General features: G+C 64.9%; 17 protein-coding genes. 15 read left to right on the top strand and 2 right to left on the bottom strand.

Annotation, left to right across the window (positions count from 1 at the left end):
• Positions 1-32 precede the first annotated feature (32 nt).
• The 6 genes from N5D30_RS06585 to rnhB are packed head-to-tail and all read left to right on the top strand — an operon-like array spanning position 33 to position 4600.
• On the top strand, positions 33-536 hold the full coding sequence (locus N5D30_RS06585; RefSeq protein ID WP_220816194.1) for an OmpH family outer membrane protein: 504 nt from the start codon (positions 33-35) through the stop codon (positions 534-536).
• 2 nt (positions 537-538) lie between these two features.
• Positions 539-1597: a UDP-3-O-(3-hydroxymyristoyl)glucosamine N-acyltransferase gene (gene lpxD, locus N5D30_RS06580; protein WP_279908255.1), complete on the top strand. Its 1059-nt coding sequence runs from the start codon at positions 539-541 to the stop codon at positions 1595-1597.
• Positions 1598-1642: 45 nt separating this feature from the next.
• Entirely contained in the window at positions 1643-2083 is a 441-nt protein-coding gene (gene fabZ / locus N5D30_RS06575; RefSeq protein WP_220816212.1) for a 3-hydroxyacyl-ACP dehydratase FabZ, read from the top strand.
• The gene (gene lpxA / locus N5D30_RS06570; RefSeq protein ID WP_279908254.1) at positions 2080-2856 is read left to right on the top strand and encodes an acyl-ACP--UDP-N-acetylglucosamine O-acyltransferase; all 777 of its coding nucleotides are present in this window, start codon (positions 2080-2082) and stop codon (positions 2854-2856) included. Before fabZ ends, lpxA begins: the two co-directional genes overlap by 4 nt.
• A gap of 2 nt (positions 2857-2858) precedes the next feature.
• Positions 2859-3992 (top strand): lipid-A-disaccharide synthase, encoded by a 1134-nt coding sequence (gene lpxB / locus N5D30_RS06565; RefSeq protein ID WP_279908253.1) that lies wholly within the window; start codon positions 2859-2861, stop codon positions 3990-3992.
• On the top strand, positions 3992-4600 hold the full coding sequence (rnhB, locus tag N5D30_RS06560) for a ribonuclease HII (RefSeq protein WP_279908252.1): 609 nt from the start codon (positions 3992-3994) through the stop codon (positions 4598-4600). Before lpxB ends, rnhB begins: the two co-directional genes overlap by 1 nt.
• Positions 4601-4698: 98 nt before the next feature.
• Here rnhB and N5D30_RS06555 read toward each other — a convergent pair whose 3' ends face one another.
• Together N5D30_RS06555 and N5D30_RS06550 are read right to left on the bottom strand one after the other, a co-directional pair.
• Entirely contained in the window at positions 4699-5115 is a 417-nt protein-coding gene (locus N5D30_RS06555; protein ID WP_279908250.1) for a hypothetical protein, read from the bottom strand.
• Positions 5112-5663 carry an isoprenylcysteine carboxylmethyltransferase family protein gene (locus N5D30_RS06550; protein ID WP_279908249.1) on the bottom strand — a complete coding sequence of 184 codons (552 nt, stop codon included), beginning with the start codon at positions 5661-5663 and terminating at the stop codon, positions 5112-5114. Before N5D30_RS06550 ends, N5D30_RS06555 begins: the two co-directional genes overlap by 4 nt.
• Before the next feature lie 114 nt (positions 5664-5777).
• Between N5D30_RS06550 and N5D30_RS06545 the strand changes: the two genes are divergently transcribed.
• The 9 genes from N5D30_RS06545 (at position 5778) to ispD (ending at position 17312) form a co-directional block, all read left to right on the top strand.
• The gene (locus tag N5D30_RS06545; protein WP_279908248.1) at positions 5778-6137 is read left to right on the top strand and encodes a helix-turn-helix transcriptional regulator; all 360 of its coding nucleotides are present in this window, start codon (positions 5778-5780) and stop codon (positions 6135-6137) included.
• A 159-nt stretch (positions 6138-6296) separates the two neighbouring features.
• A complete protein-coding gene (dnaE, locus tag N5D30_RS06540) occupies positions 6297-9818 on the top strand; it encodes a DNA polymerase III subunit alpha (protein ID WP_279908247.1) in 3522 nt (1173 codons plus the stop codon).
• 118 nt (positions 9819-9936) lie between these two features.
• The gene (locus N5D30_RS06535; protein ID WP_220815938.1) at positions 9937-10887 is read left to right on the top strand and encodes an acetyl-CoA carboxylase carboxyltransferase subunit alpha; all 951 of its coding nucleotides are present in this window, start codon (positions 9937-9939) and stop codon (positions 10885-10887) included.
• Between the two features lie 58 nt (positions 10888-10945).
• A complete protein-coding gene (tilS, locus tag N5D30_RS06530; protein WP_279908246.1) occupies positions 10946-12250 on the top strand; it encodes a tRNA lysidine(34) synthetase TilS in 1305 nt (434 codons plus the stop codon).
• A gap of 157 nt (positions 12251-12407) precedes the next feature.
• A complete protein-coding gene (locus tag N5D30_RS06525; RefSeq protein WP_279908245.1) occupies positions 12408-14036 on the top strand; it encodes a CTP synthase in 1629 nt (542 codons plus the stop codon).
• Between the two features lie 10 nt (positions 14037-14046).
• Positions 14047-14892, top strand: coding sequence for a 3-deoxy-8-phosphooctulonate synthase (gene kdsA / locus N5D30_RS06520; protein WP_220815941.1), 846 nt, complete (start codon positions 14047-14049; stop codon positions 14890-14892).
• A gap of 82 nt (positions 14893-14974) precedes the next feature.
• Entirely contained in the window at positions 14975-16264 is a 1290-nt protein-coding gene (gene eno, locus N5D30_RS06515; RefSeq protein ID WP_279908244.1) for a phosphopyruvate hydratase, read from the top strand.
• A 59-nt stretch (positions 16265-16323) separates the two neighbouring features.
• Positions 16324-16605 (top strand): cell division protein FtsB, encoded by a 282-nt coding sequence (gene ftsB, locus N5D30_RS06510; protein ID WP_220815943.1) that lies wholly within the window; start codon positions 16324-16326, stop codon positions 16603-16605.
• Complete coding sequence (ispD, locus tag N5D30_RS06505; RefSeq protein WP_279908243.1) at positions 16602-17312, top strand: 2-C-methyl-D-erythritol 4-phosphate cytidylyltransferase; 711 nt, start codon at positions 16602-16604, stop codon at positions 17310-17312. The genes ftsB and ispD overlap by 4 nt, the downstream gene beginning before the upstream one ends.
• Positions 17313-17320 lie beyond the last annotated feature (8 nt).

The raw sequence follows: 17320 nt of genomic DNA, 5'->3' as shown, positions 1-17320 counted from the left end.
CTAGACAACATGTCTTGTTGCAGGAGTGCATCGTGCGTAAGTTGACTCAACTGGTTCTGGTTGCCGCGGCCCTGGTGGCGACCCCGGCCTTCGCCGAGATGAAGATCGCGGTGATGAACTATCAAATGGCCCTGCTCGAGTCGGACGCCGCCAAGAAATACGCCGTGGACGCCGAGAAGAAGTTCGGTCCGCAGCTGAGCAAGCTCAAGCAGTTGGAGTCCGACGCCAAGCGCATCCAGGACCGTCTGGTCAAGGATGGCGAGAAGATGCAGCAGGCCGAGCGCGAGCGCCTCGAACTGGAATTCAAGCAGAAGGCCCGGGACTTCCAGTTCCAGTCCAAGGAACTGAACGACGCCAAGGCGATCTCCGACCGCGACATGCTCAAGCAGCTCAAGCCGAAGCTGGACAAGGCGGTCGAGGAAGTGATCAAGCAGGGCAACTACGATCTGGTGCTGGAGCGTGGTGCCGTGGTCGACGTCAAGCCGCAGTACGAGATCACCCGTCAGGTCATCCAGCGCATGAACTCGCTGCGCTGAAGATGAACGCTCCGGTCTTCACCCTCGGCCAGTTGGCCGAGCGTCTCGGCGCCACCCTGCGTGGCGCCGCGGACAAGCCGATCCGCGGCCTGGCGACTCTGCAGGATGCCGGCCCGGATCAGCTCAGCTTCCTGTCCAACGCCCAGTATCGCAAGTTCCTCGGCGACACCCGCGCCGGCGTGGTGCTGCTGACCGAGGCTGATGCCGAAGGTTACGAGGGCGATGTGCTGCTGGTGGCCAATCCCTACCTGGCTTTCGCCCAGCTCTCCCACCTGTTCGACACCAAGCCCGTGGCCTCCGCCGGCGTGCATCCGACCGCCGTGGTGGCCGCCGATGCGCAGGTCGACCCGAGTGCCAGCGTCGGTGCCTGCGCGGTGATCGAGAGCGGTGCGCGGATCGGTGCCGGCGTCACCATCGGCGCCCATTGCGTGGTCGGCGCGCGCTGCGTGATCGGCGAGGGCGGCTGGCTGGCGCCGCGCGTGACCCTCTACCACGACGTGATGATCGGCAAGCGCGTGGTCATCCAGTCGGGCGCCGTGATCGGCGGCGAAGGCTTCGGCTTCGCCAACGAGAAGGGCGTCTGGCAGAAGATCGCCCAGATCGGTGGCGTGGTGCTGGGCGACGACGTGGAAGTCGGCGCCAACACCACCATCGACCGTGGCGCCCTGGCCGACACCGTGATCGGCAATGGCGTGAAGCTGGACAACCAGATCATGATCGCGCACAACGTGCAGGTCGGCGATCACACCGCCATGGCCGGCTGCGTCGGCATCTCCGGCAGCACCAAGATCGGCAGGCACTGCATGATCGCCGGTGGTGTCGGCATGGTGGGGCACATCGAGGTGTGCGACAACGTGTTCGTCACCGGCATGACCATGGTCACCCGCTCGATCACCGAGCCGGGCGCCTATTCCTCCGGTACCGCCATGCAGACGGCGGCCGACTGGAAGAAGAGCGCCGCCCGCATACGTCAACTGGACGACATGGCGCGGCGCCTGCGCGAGCTGGAAAAGCGCCTCGCCGCCGTGACCCCGGCCGACCAGGCCTCATCAGATGCCTGATCGTGCCCGAGGCACGCCCCTATTTTCAGTAAAGGCTTTCCGCAAATGATGGACATCACCGAGATTCGCGAATATCTGCCGCACCGCTACCCGTTCCTGTTGGTGGATCGGGTCGCCGAGCTGGACGTCGAAGGCAAGACCATTCGCGCCTACAAGAATGTCAGCATCAATGAGCCTTTCTTCAACGGCCACTTCCCCGAGCACCCGATCATGCCGGGCGTGCTGATCATCGAGGCCATGGCCCAGGCGGCCGGCATCCTCGGCTTCAAGATGCTCGACGTGAAGCCGGCCGACGGCACCCTCTACTACTTCGTCGGCTCCGACAAGCTACGCTTCCGTCAGCCGGTTCTGCCGGGCGACCAGCTGGTGCTGCAGGCCAAGTTCCTGAGTTGCAAGCGCAGCATCTGGAAATTCGAATGCCAGGCCAGCGTCGACGGCAAGGAAGTGTGCTCGGCCGAAATCATCTGTGCGGAACGCAAGCTATGAGTTTGATCGACCCTCGCGCAATCATCGATCCGTCGGCCAGGTTGGCGGCGGACGTCCAGGTCGGCCCTTGGTCGATCATCGGACCCGATGTGGAAATCGGCGAGGGCACGGTGGTCGGTCCGCATGTGATAGTCAAAGGCCCGACCGTTATCGGCAAGCACAACAAGATCTACCAGTTCTCCTCGGTCGGTGAAGATACCCCGGACCTGAAGTACAACGGCGAGCCGACCCGCCTGGTGATCGGCGACCACAATGTGATCCGCGAAGGCGTGACCATTCATCGCGGCACCGTGCAGGACCGGTCGGAGACCACCATCGGCGACCATAACCTGCTGATGGCCTACGTGCACGTAGGTCACGACAGCGTGATCGCCAACCACTGCATCCTGGTCAACAACACCGCGCTGGCCGGCCATGTACACATGGGCGACTGGGCGATCCTCTCCGGCTTCACCCTGGTCCACCAGTTCTGCCGCATCGGTGCCCACAGCTTCTCCGGCATGGGCACGGCCATCGGCAAGGACGTGCCTGCCTACGTCACCGTGTTCGGCAACCCGGCCGAGGCGCGCAGCATGAATTTCGAGGGGCTGCGCCGTCGCGGTTTCAGCGCCGAGTCCATCGCCGCGCTGCGGAGGGCCTACAAGGTGGTCTATCGTCAGGGCCTGACGGTCGAGCAGGCGCTGGCCGAGCTGGCCGAATCCGCCGTCCAGTTCCCGGAGGTCGCGGTGTTCCGTGACTCCGTTCAGGCCTCGACCCGCGGCATCACCCGCTGATCATGAGCCGTCCTCTTCTTGTCGCGCTGGTCGCCGGCGAGGCTTCCGGCGATATTCTCGGTGCCGGCCTGATGCAGGCACTCAAGGCCCGTCATCCACACGTCGAGTTCATCGGTGTCGGCGGCCCCCGCATGGAGGCCGAAGGCCTGGTCTCCGCGTTCCCCATGGAGCGCCTCTCGGTGATGGGGCTGGTCGAGGTGCTCGGCCGTCTGTGCGAGCTGCTCGGGCGGCGCAGGCGCCTGATCAGGGACCTGATCGCCGAGAAACCTGACGTGTTCATCGGCATCGACGCCCCGGACTTCAACCTGACCCTGGAACTCAAGCTGCGCCAGGCCGGGATTCGCACCGTGCACTACGTCAGCCCCTCGGTCTGGGCCTGGCGGCAGAAGCGGGTGCTGAAGATCCGCGAGGCCTGCGACCTGATGCTGACCCTGTTCCCCTTCGAGGCACGCTTCTACCTGGATCACCAGGTGCCGGTGCGCTTCGTCGGCCACCCGCTGGCCAACACCATCCCGCTGCAGGCCGACCGGGCTGGCGCACGCGAAACCCTGGGGCTTGCCGCAGACGAGTCGGTGGTAGCCCTGCTGCCGGGCAGCCGTGGCAGCGAGGTGGCACGCCTCGGCGAACTGTTCCTCGATGCCGCCGAGCGCCTGCGCGCGCTGCGCCCCGGGGTGCAGTTCGTGCTGCCCTGCGCCAACGCGGAGCGCCGCGTCCAGCTGGAAGCCATGCTTGCCGGTCGCAACCTGCCGCTGCGCCTGCTCGACGGCCGTTCGCACGAGGCGCTGGCTGCCTGCGATGCGGTGCTGATCGCCTCGGGCACCGCAACCCTCGAGGCGCTGCTGCACAAGCGCCCGATGGTGGTGGCCTACAAGGTGGCGCCGCTGACCTATCGCATTCTCAGGCGCCTGGTGAAGAGCCCCTATATCTCGCTGCCCAACCTGCTGGCCGAGCGCATGCTGGTGCCCGAACTGATCCAGGATGCCGCCACCCCGGACGCCCTGGCCCAGGCTCTGGCGCCGCTGCTGGATGATGGCGCGGTGCAGACCGAGGGCTTCGACGTGATCCATCGCGCCCTGCGCCAGGATGCCTCGCAACAGGCCGCCGACGCGGTGCTCAAGCTGGTGGGGGAGGACTGATGCAACTCGGACTCGATTTCGCCCTGGTCGAGGAGCTGGTCGCCGGCGTCGATGAAGTCGGCCGCGGCCCGCTGTGCGGGCCGGTGGTCACCGCCGCGGTGATCCTCGATCCGATGCGCCCGATCACGGGTCTCAACGACTCGAAGAAACTCACCGAGGCCCGCCGCGAGAAGCTGTTCGACGAGATCCGCGAGAAGGCCCTGGCCTGGTGCATCGCCCGCGCCGAGGTGGAGGAGATTGACCGCCTGAACATCCTCCATGCCACCATGCTGGCCATGCAGCGTGCGGTGGAGGGATTGAGCGTCATTCCGAAGCTGGCCCTGATCGACGGCAACCGCTGCCCGAAACTGGCGGTGCCCAGCGCTCCTGTGGTCGGCGGCGACGCCCAGGTGCCGGCCATCGCCGCTGCCTCCATCCTGGCCAAGGTCAGCCGCGACCGCGAGATGGTCGAACTGGACCTGCTCTACCCGGGCTACGGCATGGCCGGGCACAAGGGCTACCCCACGCCGGTGCACCTGGAGGCGCTCAAGCGCCTGGGCGCCACGCCGATCCACCGGCGCTCCTTCGCTCCGGTGCGTGTGGTGCTGCAGAATCAGCCTGCCGATTGAGGTTGGTTACTTCGACGATCCACACCATTCCACGTGGGAGTATTGTCGTATCCGATCTGGCGCGCAGCCAAAAGAAACTCTGGTGTATAAATCAGGAGTCAATACTTCTGTACATTGACGCCGAGTTCGCGCTGAATCGCCTGGGATAGTTTCATCACCCACTTGTTATAGTTTCTATGTATTCTGCCGTTGCGGTAGTCGAGATTATCGCTGCTCTTGTAGTAGATGCTGTAGTTGCGTTCCGTATAGGGAATGTTTACTTCTGCCCGATGACTGCGGACTGAAATACTGGCTTCTATAAGGCCGGGCCTGACTATCCGGGAACTCCAGCCTCGTGTCTGGGATGCCGAGAGTATGGCTCTTTCAACGTCTCCAAGGGCCGGTGCGCTACCATTCCATGCCGTGGGGATGGTCTCGTTATTTATATTGCTCACCGGTGCGCTGGTGCAGCCACATAGCAGCAGGATAACGAAAAAGAATAGATTTCTCATATTGTCCGATATGCACTTGTTCATGGCTGAGATTGCCGCTCTCGAGAAAGTTCGCTTTTGGATTCTCTGGAAAGTATGCGGCTGAAGTCTGGCCACCAGCGCGGTGTTGCTCGGCAGTAATCGAGATATTCGTCGCCAAAGACTCTTACCAGGTAAGGCTCTTCGTATCGGTCAATGTAAATTTCCGAAAAACGACTCCATATCAATAGCCACAGGGCCAGCAGGGGAGAGCTGTAGACCAGCATGAGCCCTATCAGTACGAAGTTGCCCGCCCACATCATCGGATGTCGTACCCAGGCATATGGCCCTCGGCGGACCAATGTCGTCGGTCGAGCGAAAGGGCTGATAGTGCCGCCTTTTCTGCTGTGCATGAGTACCGCGCAGATGATTGCCAGCAGACCACCCAGGTTCATCAATGTGACCCCGGCGTACTTCAGTACGAGGACACGCGGCAATTCGATGTCCAGGCTTTGCTCCAGTCCAAGAAAGAAGCGTGGGAAGACGTAGAGAACTCCGAAGGGAGCTACGACCCCATAAATCAGGGTATCGGCGGCTCCGATGAGTCGGCGCATGAGCATCACAATCTCGCTTATAGACATAAAAAGACTACTGTAATCAAATTATATCATTCAACATAACATGTCTACAGGCAACGATTTACGGCGTATTCCTCCGAGACGCCAACCATGTCGAAACCCAAGAAAAGGTCCTCACGTATCGGCCATCTGCTGGGGGTGCAGGTGAGAGAGCATCGACTGGCGCAGAATCTGACCCAGAGTCAGCTGGCTGAGCGTGTAGGGGTGGAAACGGAAACGATCTCCCGACTGGAGCGTGGCAGCGCTCTGCCGTCACTGCTGAAGATCGAGGAGCTGGCCGCAGCGTTGGGAGCATCGGTCGCTGCGCTGGTAGGTGGCAGCTCTACGCTGGCCAGCGACCAGGCTCGGCAGATGGAGAGCCTGCTTGAAGGGCTTGACGAATCGGGCCGCAGCTTCATTCTCGACATAGCCCGCAGGCAGCGGGAATTCCTGCTCGGACGCCGCCAGTAGGCGTGATCGGGATGGGCAGCAAGCAGCCTCATCCTCTCTGGAGCAGGCTATAGGGGCTGAGCAGAGAATCCGGTCCGATTCCCTTTATGTGGCTGTCGTTTCGGGTAGGGCCCGGTACAATCCGGGCCCTATCGTTTCTGTGTCACCAACGGGATTGCCATGACCGCCACCTTCGTCCATCTGCGCCTGCACACCGAGTTCTCCCTGGTCGATGGCCTGGTGCGGGTCAAACCCCTGGTCAAGGCAGTGGCCGGTGCCGGCATGCCGGCCGTAGCCGTCACCGACATGAGCAACATGTGCTCGCTGGTGAAGTTCTACAAGACCGCCATGGGCGCGGGCGTCAAGCCCATCTGCGGCGCCGACATCTGGCTGGCCAGCCCGGACGAGGACGGCCCGCTGTCGCGCCTGACCCTGCTGGTGATGAACGCCCAGGGCTATCGCAACCTCACCGAGCTGATCTCCCGTGGCTGGGCCGAGGGTCAGGACAACGGCCTGGTGATCATCCAGCGCGACTGGGTCAAGGAGGCGGCTGAGGGGCTGATAGCGCTGTCCGGCGCCCGCGAGGGCGAAGTCGGCATGGCCCTGCTGGCCGGTGAGCAGAAGCGTGCCGAGGAGCTGCTCGGCGAATGGATGGCGGTGTTCCCGGACCGGTTCTACCTGGAGGTGCAGCGCACCAACCGGGTCAACGACGAGGAGCACCTGCACGCGGCCGTCGACCTGGCCTCGCGCACCGGTGTGCCGCTGGTGGCGACCAACGATGTGCGCTTCCTCAAGCAGGAAGATTTCGAGGCCCACGAGACCCGCGTGTGCATCGGCGAGAGCCGCACCCTGGACGACCCGCGCCGCCCGCGCAACTACTCCGAGGAGCAGTACCTCAAGAGCCCGGAGGAAATGGCCGAGCTGTTCTCCGACCTGCCCGAGGCGCTGGAAAACACGCTGGAAATCGCCAAGCGCTGCAATATTGAGGTGCAGCTGGGCAAGTACTTCCTTCCCGACTTCCCCACCCCCAACGGCATGGGCATCGACGACTACCTGCGCCACGCCTCGTTCGAGGGCCTGGAAGAGCGCCTGGAGGTCCTGCTGCCCAGGGACACCCCCGACTACGAAGCGAAGAAACAGGTCTACATCGACCGCCTCAACTTCGAGCTGGACATCATCATCCAGATGGGCTTCCCCGGTTACTTCCTCATCGTGATGGACTTCATCCAGTGGGCGAAGGGCAACGGCGTGCCGGTCGGTCCCGGCCGGGGATCGGGTGCCGGTTCGCTGGTGGCCTACGTGCTGAAGATTACCGATCTCGATCCGCTGGCCTATGACTTGCTGTTCGAGCGTTTCCTCAACCCCGAACGGATTTCCATGCCCGACTTCGACGTCGACTTCTGCATGGACGGCCGCGACCGGGTGATCGACTACGTGGCGGACAAATACGGCCGCAACGCGGTGAGCCAGATCATCACCTTCGGTTCCATGGCGGCCAAGGCGGTGGTGCGCGACGTGGCGCGGGTGCAGGGCAAGTCCTACGGCCTGGCCGACCGCCTGTCGAAGATGATCCCCTTCGAGGTCGGCATGACCCTGGAGGCGGCCTACGCCCAGGAAGAGGTGCTGCGCGACTTCCTCAAGAACGACGAGGAGGCCCAGGAAATCTGGGACATGGCCCTCAAACTGGAGGGCATTGTGCGCGGCACCGGCAAGCACGCCGGCGGCGTGGTGATCGCGCCGACCAAGCTCACCGACTTCGCGCCGACTTCCTGCGACGAGGCGGGCGATGGCCTGGTGACCCAGTTCGACAAGGACGACGTCGAGCAGGCCGGTCTGGTGAAGTTCGACTTCCTCGGTCTGCGCACCCTGACCATCATCAAGTGGGCGATGGAGACGATCAACCGCGAGCAGGCCAAGAAGGGCCTGCCGGACCTCAATATCGACTTCATTCCGCTGGACGACAAGCCGACCTACGCGATGCTGCAGAAGGCGGAGACCACCGCGGTCTTCCAGCTCGAATCACGCGGCATGAAGGAGCTGATCAAGAAGCTCAAGCCGGACTGCCTGGAAGACATGATCGCACTGGTGGCGCTGTTCCGCCCTGGCCCGCTGCAGTCGGGCATGGTGGACGACTTCATCAACCGCAAGCACGGTCGCGAGGTGATTTCCTACCCGCACCCGGACTATCAGTACCCTGGCCTGGAGCCGGTGCTGAAGCCCACCTACGGCATCATCCTGTACCAGGAGCAGGTGATGCAGATCGCCCAGGTCATGGCCGGCTACACCCTGGGCGGCGCGGACATGCTGCGTCGCGCCATGGGCAAGAAGAAGCCCGAGGAGATGGCCAAGCAGCGCGGCGGTTTCATCGAGGGCTGCGCCAACAACGGCATCGACGCCGACCTGGCCGGCAACATCTTCGACCTGGTGGAAAAGTTCGCCGGCTACGGCTTCAACAAGTCCCACTCCGCCGCCTACGGCCTGGTCTCCTACCAGACCGCCTGGCTCAAGGCGCACTATCCGGCGCCGTTCATGGCCGCGGTGCTGTCGGCGGATATGCACAACACCGACAAGGTGGTGATCCTCATCGAGGAATGCCGCCACATGAAACTGCGCATCGATGCGCCGGACGTGAACACCTCCGAGTTCAAGTTCACCGTCAACGACGACGGGCGCATCGTCTATGGCCTGGGCGCGGTCAAGGGCGTGGGCGAGGGACCGGTCGAGGCCATCGTCGAGTGCCGCGCCGAGGGCGGGCCGTTCAAGGATCTGTTCGACTTCTGCAACCGGGTCGACCTCAAACGCATCAACAAGCGCACCCTGGAGGCGTTGATCCGCTCCGGCGCGCTGGATCGCCTCGGCCCCTACTACCAGGACGAGCTGAAGGCCTACCAGGCCAGCGTGGACAAGAACCGCGCCGTGCTGCTGGCCTCCATGGAGGAAGCCGTGCAGGCGGCCGAGCAGACCGCCCGCAGCCACGACAGCGGCCATATGGACCTGTTCGGCGGGGTGTTCGCCGAGCCCGAGGCGGATATGTACGCCAACCACCGCAAGGCGCGCGAGCTGTCGATCAAGGAACGCCTGAAGGGCGAGAAGGACACTCTCGGTCTGTACCTGACCGGTCACCCGATCGACGAATACGAGGGCGAAGTGCGCCGCTTCGCCCGCCAGCGCATCGTCGAGCTGCGCCCCGCCCGCGATACCCAGACCATTGCCGGCCTGATCGTCAACCTGCGGGTGATGAAGAACAAGAAGGGCGACAAGATGGGCTTCATCACCCTGGACGACCGCTCCGGGCGGATCGAGGCTTCGCTGTTCGCCGACGCCTTCGCCAGCGCCCAGGCGCTGCTGCAGACCGACGCCCTGGTGGTGGTCGAGGGCGAGGTGAGCAACGACGAGTTCTCCGGCGGCCTGCGCCTGCGCGCCAAGCGGGTGATGAGCCTGGAGGAGGCGCGCACCGGTCTGGCCGAGAGCCTGCGCATCCGTGCACCACGCGAAGCGCTGCAGGGCGACCGCCTGCGCTGGCTGGGCGAGCTGTTCGGCAAGCACAAGGGCGCTTGCCCGTTGACCCTGGACTACAGCGGCAGCGAGGCCCGTGCGGTGCTGCAGTTCGGCGAGCAATGGCACATCGACCCGGCGGATAACCTGATCCAGGCCCTGCGTGACCAGTTCGGAAAAGACAACGTCTTCCTCCAATACCGCTGAGCGGCAGTCCGCAGGTCTGCCGCATCGGCCTCGACCCTGGGTGCCTTATCCCTTAAGGTAGGGCGCCAGATGGAATCAGCCGCCCGGCCTTTCGGCCGCCGATGCAAGACGGACGCCTATGAACCCGAACTTCCTCGACTTCGAACAGCCGATCGCCGACCTGCAAGCCAAGATCGAAGAACTGCGCCTGGTCGGCAACGACAACGCGCTGAATATCAATGACGAGATCTCCCGCCTGCAGGAAAAGAGCAGTGCGCTGACCGAGACCATCTTCGGCAACCTCAGCAGCTGGCAGATTTCCCAGCTGTCGCGCCATCCCCGCCGGCCCTACACCCTCGACTACATCGAGCACCTCTTCACCGAGTTCGACGAGCTGCATGGCGACCGCCACTTCTCCGATGACGCCGCCATCGTCGGCGGCACCGCCCGCCTGGATGGCCAGCCGGTGATGATCATCGGCCACCAGAAGGGCCGCGAGGTGCGCGAGAAGGTGCGGCGCAACTTCGGCATGCCGCGTCCCGAGGGCTATCGCAAGGCCTGCCGCCTGATGGAGATGGCCGAGCGCTTCAAGCTGCCGATCCTGACCTTCATCGACACCCCCGGCGCCTACCCGGGCATCGACGCCGAGGAGCGCAACCAGAGCGAGGCCATCGCCTGGAACCTGCGCGTGATGGCACGGCTGAAGACGCCGATCATCGCCACCGTGATCGGCGAAGGCGGCTCCGGCGGCGCCCTGGCCATCGGCGTATGCGACCAGCTGAACATGCTGCAGTACTCCACCTACTCGGTGATCTCGCCGGAAGGCTGCGCCTCGATCCTGTGGAAGACCGCCGAGAAGGCGCCCGACGCCGCCGAGGCCATGGGCATCACCGCCGAGCGCCTGAAGGGCCTGGGCATCGTCGACAAGGTGATCGCCGAGCCGCTGGGCGGTGCCCATCGCGATCCGGCCACCGCGGCCCAGTCGATCCGCGCCGAGCTGGTCGAGCAGCTCGACATGCTGCGCACCCTGGACGACGCCCAGCTGCTGGAGCGCCGCTACGAGCGCCTGATGAGCTACGGCGTGGCTTGATCGGGCCATGCGCATCGCACGACGGGCCTTTGGGCCCGTTGTTGTTTAAGCTGGCGGCATGACCGCGCTCGAATCCCTCCTTCTCTATTCTCTCCGTCCCTGGCGCGATGCACCGGCCTGGCATGTCGCCCTGTCCGGCGGCCTGGACTCGACCGTGCTGCTGCACCTGTTGGTGCGTCTGCGTGAGCGGGAAGCGCTGCCGCCGCTGTTCGCCGTGCATGTCCACCATGGCCTGCAGGCGGTTGCCGATGGCTGGCCGGCGCACTGCCAGTCTTTCTGCGATGGCCTGGGCGTACCGTTGTGGGTGGAGCGGGTACGGGTGGAGGGCGGCGCCAGTCTGGAGCGCGCCGCGCGCATGGCCCGCTATGCGGCCTTCGAGCGCCGGCTGGGGGAGGGCGAGGTCCTGTTGACCGGGCAGCATCGCGACGATCAGGCCGAGACTCTGCTGTTTCGACTGCTGCGCGGCGCCGGGGTGAGGGGCATGGGCGGTATGCCGCCGTCGCGCCGTCTCGGTGCCGGCTGGCTGGTGCGCCCGCTGCTGGAGTGTCCGCGCGCGGCGCTCGAATCCTACGCCGGCGAGCAGGGCCTGCGCTGGGTGGAAGACCCGTCCAACGCCGATACGGGGCTGGCGCGCAATTTCCTGCGGCGCGAGGTGTTCCCGGCGCTGGCGCGGCACTGGCCGCAGGCCGGCGCCAATCTGGCTCGCACCGCCGAGCACATGCGTGAAACGGAGCAGTTGCTGGCGGAACTGGCCGAGCTGGATCTCGCGGCGGCCCGCTGCGATAGCGGCCTGCCGTGGCTCGAACTGCCTTCGCTGGAACTGGCACCTTTGCTGGCGCTGCCCGAGCCGCGCCAGCGCAATGCGCTGCGCCACTGGCTGTTGCCACTGACACGCATGCCGGACAGCGGCCACTGGGCCGGCTGGGACGATCTGCGCGATGCGGCGGTGGACGCCGCGCCGGTGTGGCGGCTGGAGGGGGGCGAACTCAGGCGTGCCGACGGGCGGTTGTGGTGGATCTGCGGCGACTGGCTGCGCAACCCACCGGCTCCGGCCGAAGGGTTCGACCCGGCGCAGCCGCTGTGTCTCGACGGCAATGGGCTGGTACGTCTGGAGGGTGCGCCGCCTGCCGGCCCGCTTCGGCTGCGCTACCGCCAGGGCGGCGAGGTCATGGCGCTGCCGGGGCGGGGCCATCGCGACCTCAAACGCCTGCTCAACGAGCGGGGCGTGCCGGCCTTTGTGCGCAGCCGTCTGCCACTGCTCTACCGTGGCGACGAGCTGCTGGCTGTGGCCAACCTGCCCGGGCTCGACGGCCCTTCGTCGGGAGAGTGGCGGTTCAGATGGCTAAGCTCGGATTTGAGCTGAAAGGCCCTTTCGGGTAGACTACGCTCCCGTCTTATTACTGCTTCTGTGGGCTCCCTCGGAACCCGCAGCGGCATGCTTTATTCAGGTTGGCCAAGGCCGGCCTGCGCTCATACCCCGGCGGCGCTGACCGCTTGAACGCAGACTTCTAGGATTTTTCATGACGCGCTACATCTTCGTCACGGGCGGTGTTGTTTCTTCATTGGGGAAAGGCATCGCCTCGGCTTCCTTGGCGGCCATCCTGGAGGCGCGTGGCCTGAAGGTCACCATGCTCAAGCTGGACCCCTACATCAACGTCGATCCGGGCACCATGAGCCCGTTCCAGCACGGCGAGGTGTTCGTCACCCACGACGGCGCCGAGACCGACCTCGACCTGGGCCACTACGAGCGGTTCATCCGCACCACCATGACCCAGAACAACAACTTCACCACCGGCCGCGTCTACGAGCACGTGCTGCGCAAGGAGCGCCGTGGCGACTACCTGGGCGCCACCATCCAGGTGATCCCGCACATCACCGACGAGATCAAGCGCCGCGTCATCAAGGGCGCCGGCGACGCCGACGTGGCCATGGTCGAGATCGGTGGTACCGTGGGCGACATCGAGTCCCAGCCGTTCCTCGAAGCCGCGCGCCAGCTGCGCGTGGAACTGGGCGCCAAGCGTGCCATGTTCATGCACCTGACCCTGGTGCCGTACATCGCCACTGCCGGCGAGACCAAGACCAAGCCGACCCAGCACTCGGTCAAGGAGCTGCGCTCCATCGGCGTGCAGCCTGACGTACTGATCTGCCGCTCCGACCACGAGATCGACCTGGCTTCGCGGCGCAAGATCGCCCTGTTCACCAACGTGGAAGAGCGTGCGGTGATCGCCCTGGAAGACGTCGACACCATCTACAGGATTCCCACGGTCCTGCACGCCCAGGGCCTGGACGACATCGTCGTCGAGCGTTTCGGCCTGCAGTGCCAGCCTGCCGACCTCTCCGAGTGGGACCGCGTGGTGGACGCCAAGCTGAACCCGGAGAAGGAAGTCACCATCGCCATGGTCGGCAAGTACATGGAGCTGCTGGACGCCTACAAATCGCTGATCGAGGCGATGAACCACGCCGGCATCCAGAATCGCACCAAGGTCAACCTGCGCTACATCGACTCCGAGGAGATCGAGAACGAAGGCATCGCCAAGCTGGAAGGCGTCGATGCCATCCTGGTGCCTGGCGGCTTCGGCCTGCGTGGCGTGGAAGGCAAGATCAGGACCGTGCAGTACGCTCGCGAGAACAAGATTCCCTACCTGGGCATCTGCCTCGGCATGCAGGTGGCGGTGATCGAGTATGCCCGCAACGTGCTGGGCTGGAGCGATGCCAACTCCACCGAGTTCGATCAGAACAGCGGTCACCCGGTGGTCGGCCTGATCACCGAGTGGCAGGACGCCACCGGCGCCACCGAGCTGCGCACCGACGCTTCCGACCTGGGCGGCACCATGCGCCTGGGCGGCCAGGACTGCCAGCTGGTCGATGGCTCCCGTGTGCGTGAGTGCTACGGCCAGGACGTGATCGTCGAGCGCCACCGCCACCGCTACGAAGTGAACAACAACCTGCTGCCGCAACTGGAGCAGGCCGGTCTGAACATCACCGGTCGCTCCGCCGACGGCGCCCTGGTGGAAGTGGTCGAAGCCCCGGACCATCCGTGGTTCATCGCCTGCCAGTTCCACCCGGAGTTCACCTCCACCCCGCGCGACGGCCATCCGCTGTTCAGCGGTTTCGTCAAGGCGGCGTTGAACAAAGCCGGCAAGGCATAAGGAAGAGCCCATGGCCCAGAAGATCATCAAGGTCGGCGACATCGAGATCGCCAACGACAAGCCGTTCGTCCTGTTCGGTGGCATCAACGTGCTGGAGTCGCGCGACCTGGCCATGCAGGCCTGCGAGGAATACGTGCGGGTCACCGAGAAGCTCGGCATCCCCTACGTGTTCAAGGCCAGCTTCGACAAGGCCAACCGCTCCTCCGTCACCTCCTTCCGCGGCCCGGGTCTGGAAGAGGGGCTGAAGATCTTCGAGGAAGTGAAGAAGACCTTCGGCGTGCCGGTGATCACCGACGTCCACGAGCCGTTCCAGGCTGCCCCGGTGGCCGAGGTGTGCGACATCATCCAGCTGCCGGCCTTTCTCTCCCGGCAGACCGACCTGGTAGTCGCCATGGCCAGGACCGGCGCGGTGATCAACATCAAGAAGGCCCAATTCCTCGCGCCCCAGGAGATGAAGCACATCCTGACCAAGTGCGAAGAGGCGGGTAACGACCAGCTGATCCTCTGCGAGCGCGGTTCCTCCTTCGGCTACAACAACCTGGTGGTGGACATGCTCGGCTTCGGCATCATGAAGTCGTTCGAGTACCCGGTGTTCTTCGACGTGACCCATGCCCTGCAGATGCCGGGCGGCCGCGCCGACTCCGCCGGCGGTCGTCGCGCCCAGGTCACCGACCTGGCCAAGGCCGGCATGAGCCAGGGCCTGGCGGGGCTGTTCCTCGAGGCTCACCCCGAGCCGGAGCAGGCCAAGTGCGATGGTCCGTGCGCCCTGCGCCTGAACAAGCTGGAGCCCTTCCTGTCCCAGCTCAAGCAGCTGGATGACCTGGTCAAGAGTTTTTCGCCGATCGAGACTGCCTGACTCGGCCGTTCTCCGGTAAAGTGCGCGCCCGTCGGCCGCAACCGGCATCCCCTCCCGACAACAGCTTGGAGTGCTACACGCGATGGCAAAAATCGTCGACATCAAGGGCCGCGAGGTTCTCGACTCCCGTGGTAACCCCACCGTAGAAGCCGATGTGATCCTCGAAGGCGGCATCATCGGTAGCGCCTGCGCGCCGTCCGGTGCCTCCACCGGTTCCCGCGAAGCGCTGGAACTCCGTGATGGCGACAAGAGCCGTTACCTGGGCAAGGGCGTGCTCAAGGCCGTGGCCAACATCAATGGGCCGATCCGCGACCTGCTGCTGGGCAAAGACGCCCTTGAGCAGAAGGCTCTCGACCTGGCGATGATCGACCTCGACGGCACCGAGAACAAAGGCAAACTGGGCGCCAACGCGATCCTCGCCGTGTCCCTGGCTGCCGCCAAGGCCGCCGCTCAGGCCAAGGGCGTGCCGCTGTACGCGCACATCGCCGACCTGAATGGCACCCCCGGCCAGTACTCCATGCCTGTGCCGATGATGAACATCATCAATGGCGGCGAGCACGCCGACAACAACGTCGACATCCAGGAATTCATGGTCCAGCCGGTTGGCGCCAAGAACTTCGCCGATGCCCTGCGCATGGGCGCCGAGATCTTCCATCACCTGAAAGCCGTGCTGAAGGCCCGTGGCCTGAACACCGCCGTGGGCGACGAGGGTGGCTTCGCGCCGAACCTGGCCTCCAACGAGGACGCCCTGGCCGCCATCGCCGAGGCCGTGGCCAACGCTGGCTACAAGCTGGGCGACGACATCACCCTGGCCCTGGACTGTGCTTCCTCCGAATTCTTCAAGGACGGCCAGTACGACCTGGAAGGCGAGGGCAAGGTATTCAGCGCCGAAGGCTTCGCCGACTACCTGGCCGGCCTGACCCAGCGCTACCCGATCATCTCCATCGAAGATGGCATGGACGAGTCTGACTGGGCTGGCTGGAAGGTGCTGACCGACAAGATCGGCGCCAAGGTGCAGCTGGTCGGTGACGACCTGTTCGTGACCAATACCAAGATCCTCAAGCGCGGCATCGACGAGAAGATCGGCAACTCGATCCTGATCAAGTTCAACCAGATCGGCTCGCTGACCGAGACCCTGGAGGCCATCCAGATGGCCAAGGCCGCCGGTTTCACCGCCGTGATCTCGCATCGCTCCGGCGAGACCGAGGACAGCACCATCGCTGACCTGGCCGTAGGCACTGCCGCCGGTCAGATCAAGACCGGTTCCCTGTGCCGTTCCGACCGCGTGTCCAAGTACAACCAACTGCTGCGTATCGAAGAGCAGCTCGGCGGAAAGGCACCCTACAAGGGCCGCGCCGAGTTCCGCGGCTAAGCCGGGAATGGTAAAAGGGCAGCGCAAGCTGCCCTTTTCACATGGATAACTCCGTTCCGATGTCGAAAGCTCCCTACTGGCTGTTCGTTGCCCTGGTGCTGGTCCTGTCCGGGCTGCAGTACCGCCTCTGGGTGGGCGAAGGCAGCCTGGCCCAGGTGACCGAACTGAACCGGCAGATCGAAGAGCAGCAGGGCGAGAACGAGCGCCTGCTCGAGCGCAACCGCATCCTCGAAGCCGAGGTGATGGAGCTGAAGAAAGGCATGGAGACCGTCGAGGAGCGCGCCCGCCACGAACTCGGCATGGTCAAGGAAGGCGAAACCCTCTACCAGTTGGCCGAATGAGCACCCGCGAACTTCCTTCCTTCTGGGTGGTGATCCCTGCCGCCGGCATCGGTTCGCGCATGCGCGCGGACCGTCCCAAGCAGTACCTGGCCCTGGCCGGGCGGACCATCCTCGAACACACCCTCCACTGTTTCCTCGATCATCCGCGGTTGCGCGGGCTGGTGCTCAGCCTGGCGGCGGACGATCCCTGGTGGCCGGCACTGCCCTGCGCCGGCGATCCGCGCATCCAGCGTGCTGAGGGCGGCGCCGAGCGGGCCGACTCGGTGCTGGCCGGCCTGCTGCAGCTGATCGAACTGGGCGCCCAGCCGGACGACTGGGTGCTGGTGCATGACGCCGCACGCCCCAACCTGAGCCGCAGCGATCTCGACCTGCTGCTGCAGGAGCTGGCCGACGACCCGGTCGGCGGCCTGCTGGCGGTGCCCGCCCGCGACACCCTCAAGCGTGCCGGCGCCGACGGGCGCGTGGCGGAAACCGTGGACCGCAGCCTGATCTGGCAGGCCTATACGCCGCAGATGTTTCGTCTCGCCGCCCTGCACCGGGCTCTCGCCGATGCTCTGGTGGCCGACGTGGTTGTGACCGACGAGGCCTCGGCCCTGGAGTGGGCCGGGCTGGCGCCGAAGCTGGTGGAAGGCCGGGCGGATAATCTGAAGATCACCCGTCCGGAAGACCTGGAGTGGTTGCGCCAGCGCTGGGTGCACAAGACCTGATCGGCTTG

Origin of the sequence: Pseudomonas sp. GD03875 (assembly GCF_029840585.1) — a bacterium.
GTDB classification, from domain to species: Bacteria; Pseudomonadota; Gammaproteobacteria; order Pseudomonadales; family Pseudomonadaceae; genus Aquipseudomonas; species Aquipseudomonas paralcaligenes.
This window is presented reverse-complemented; position numbering and strand designations above follow the sequence as displayed.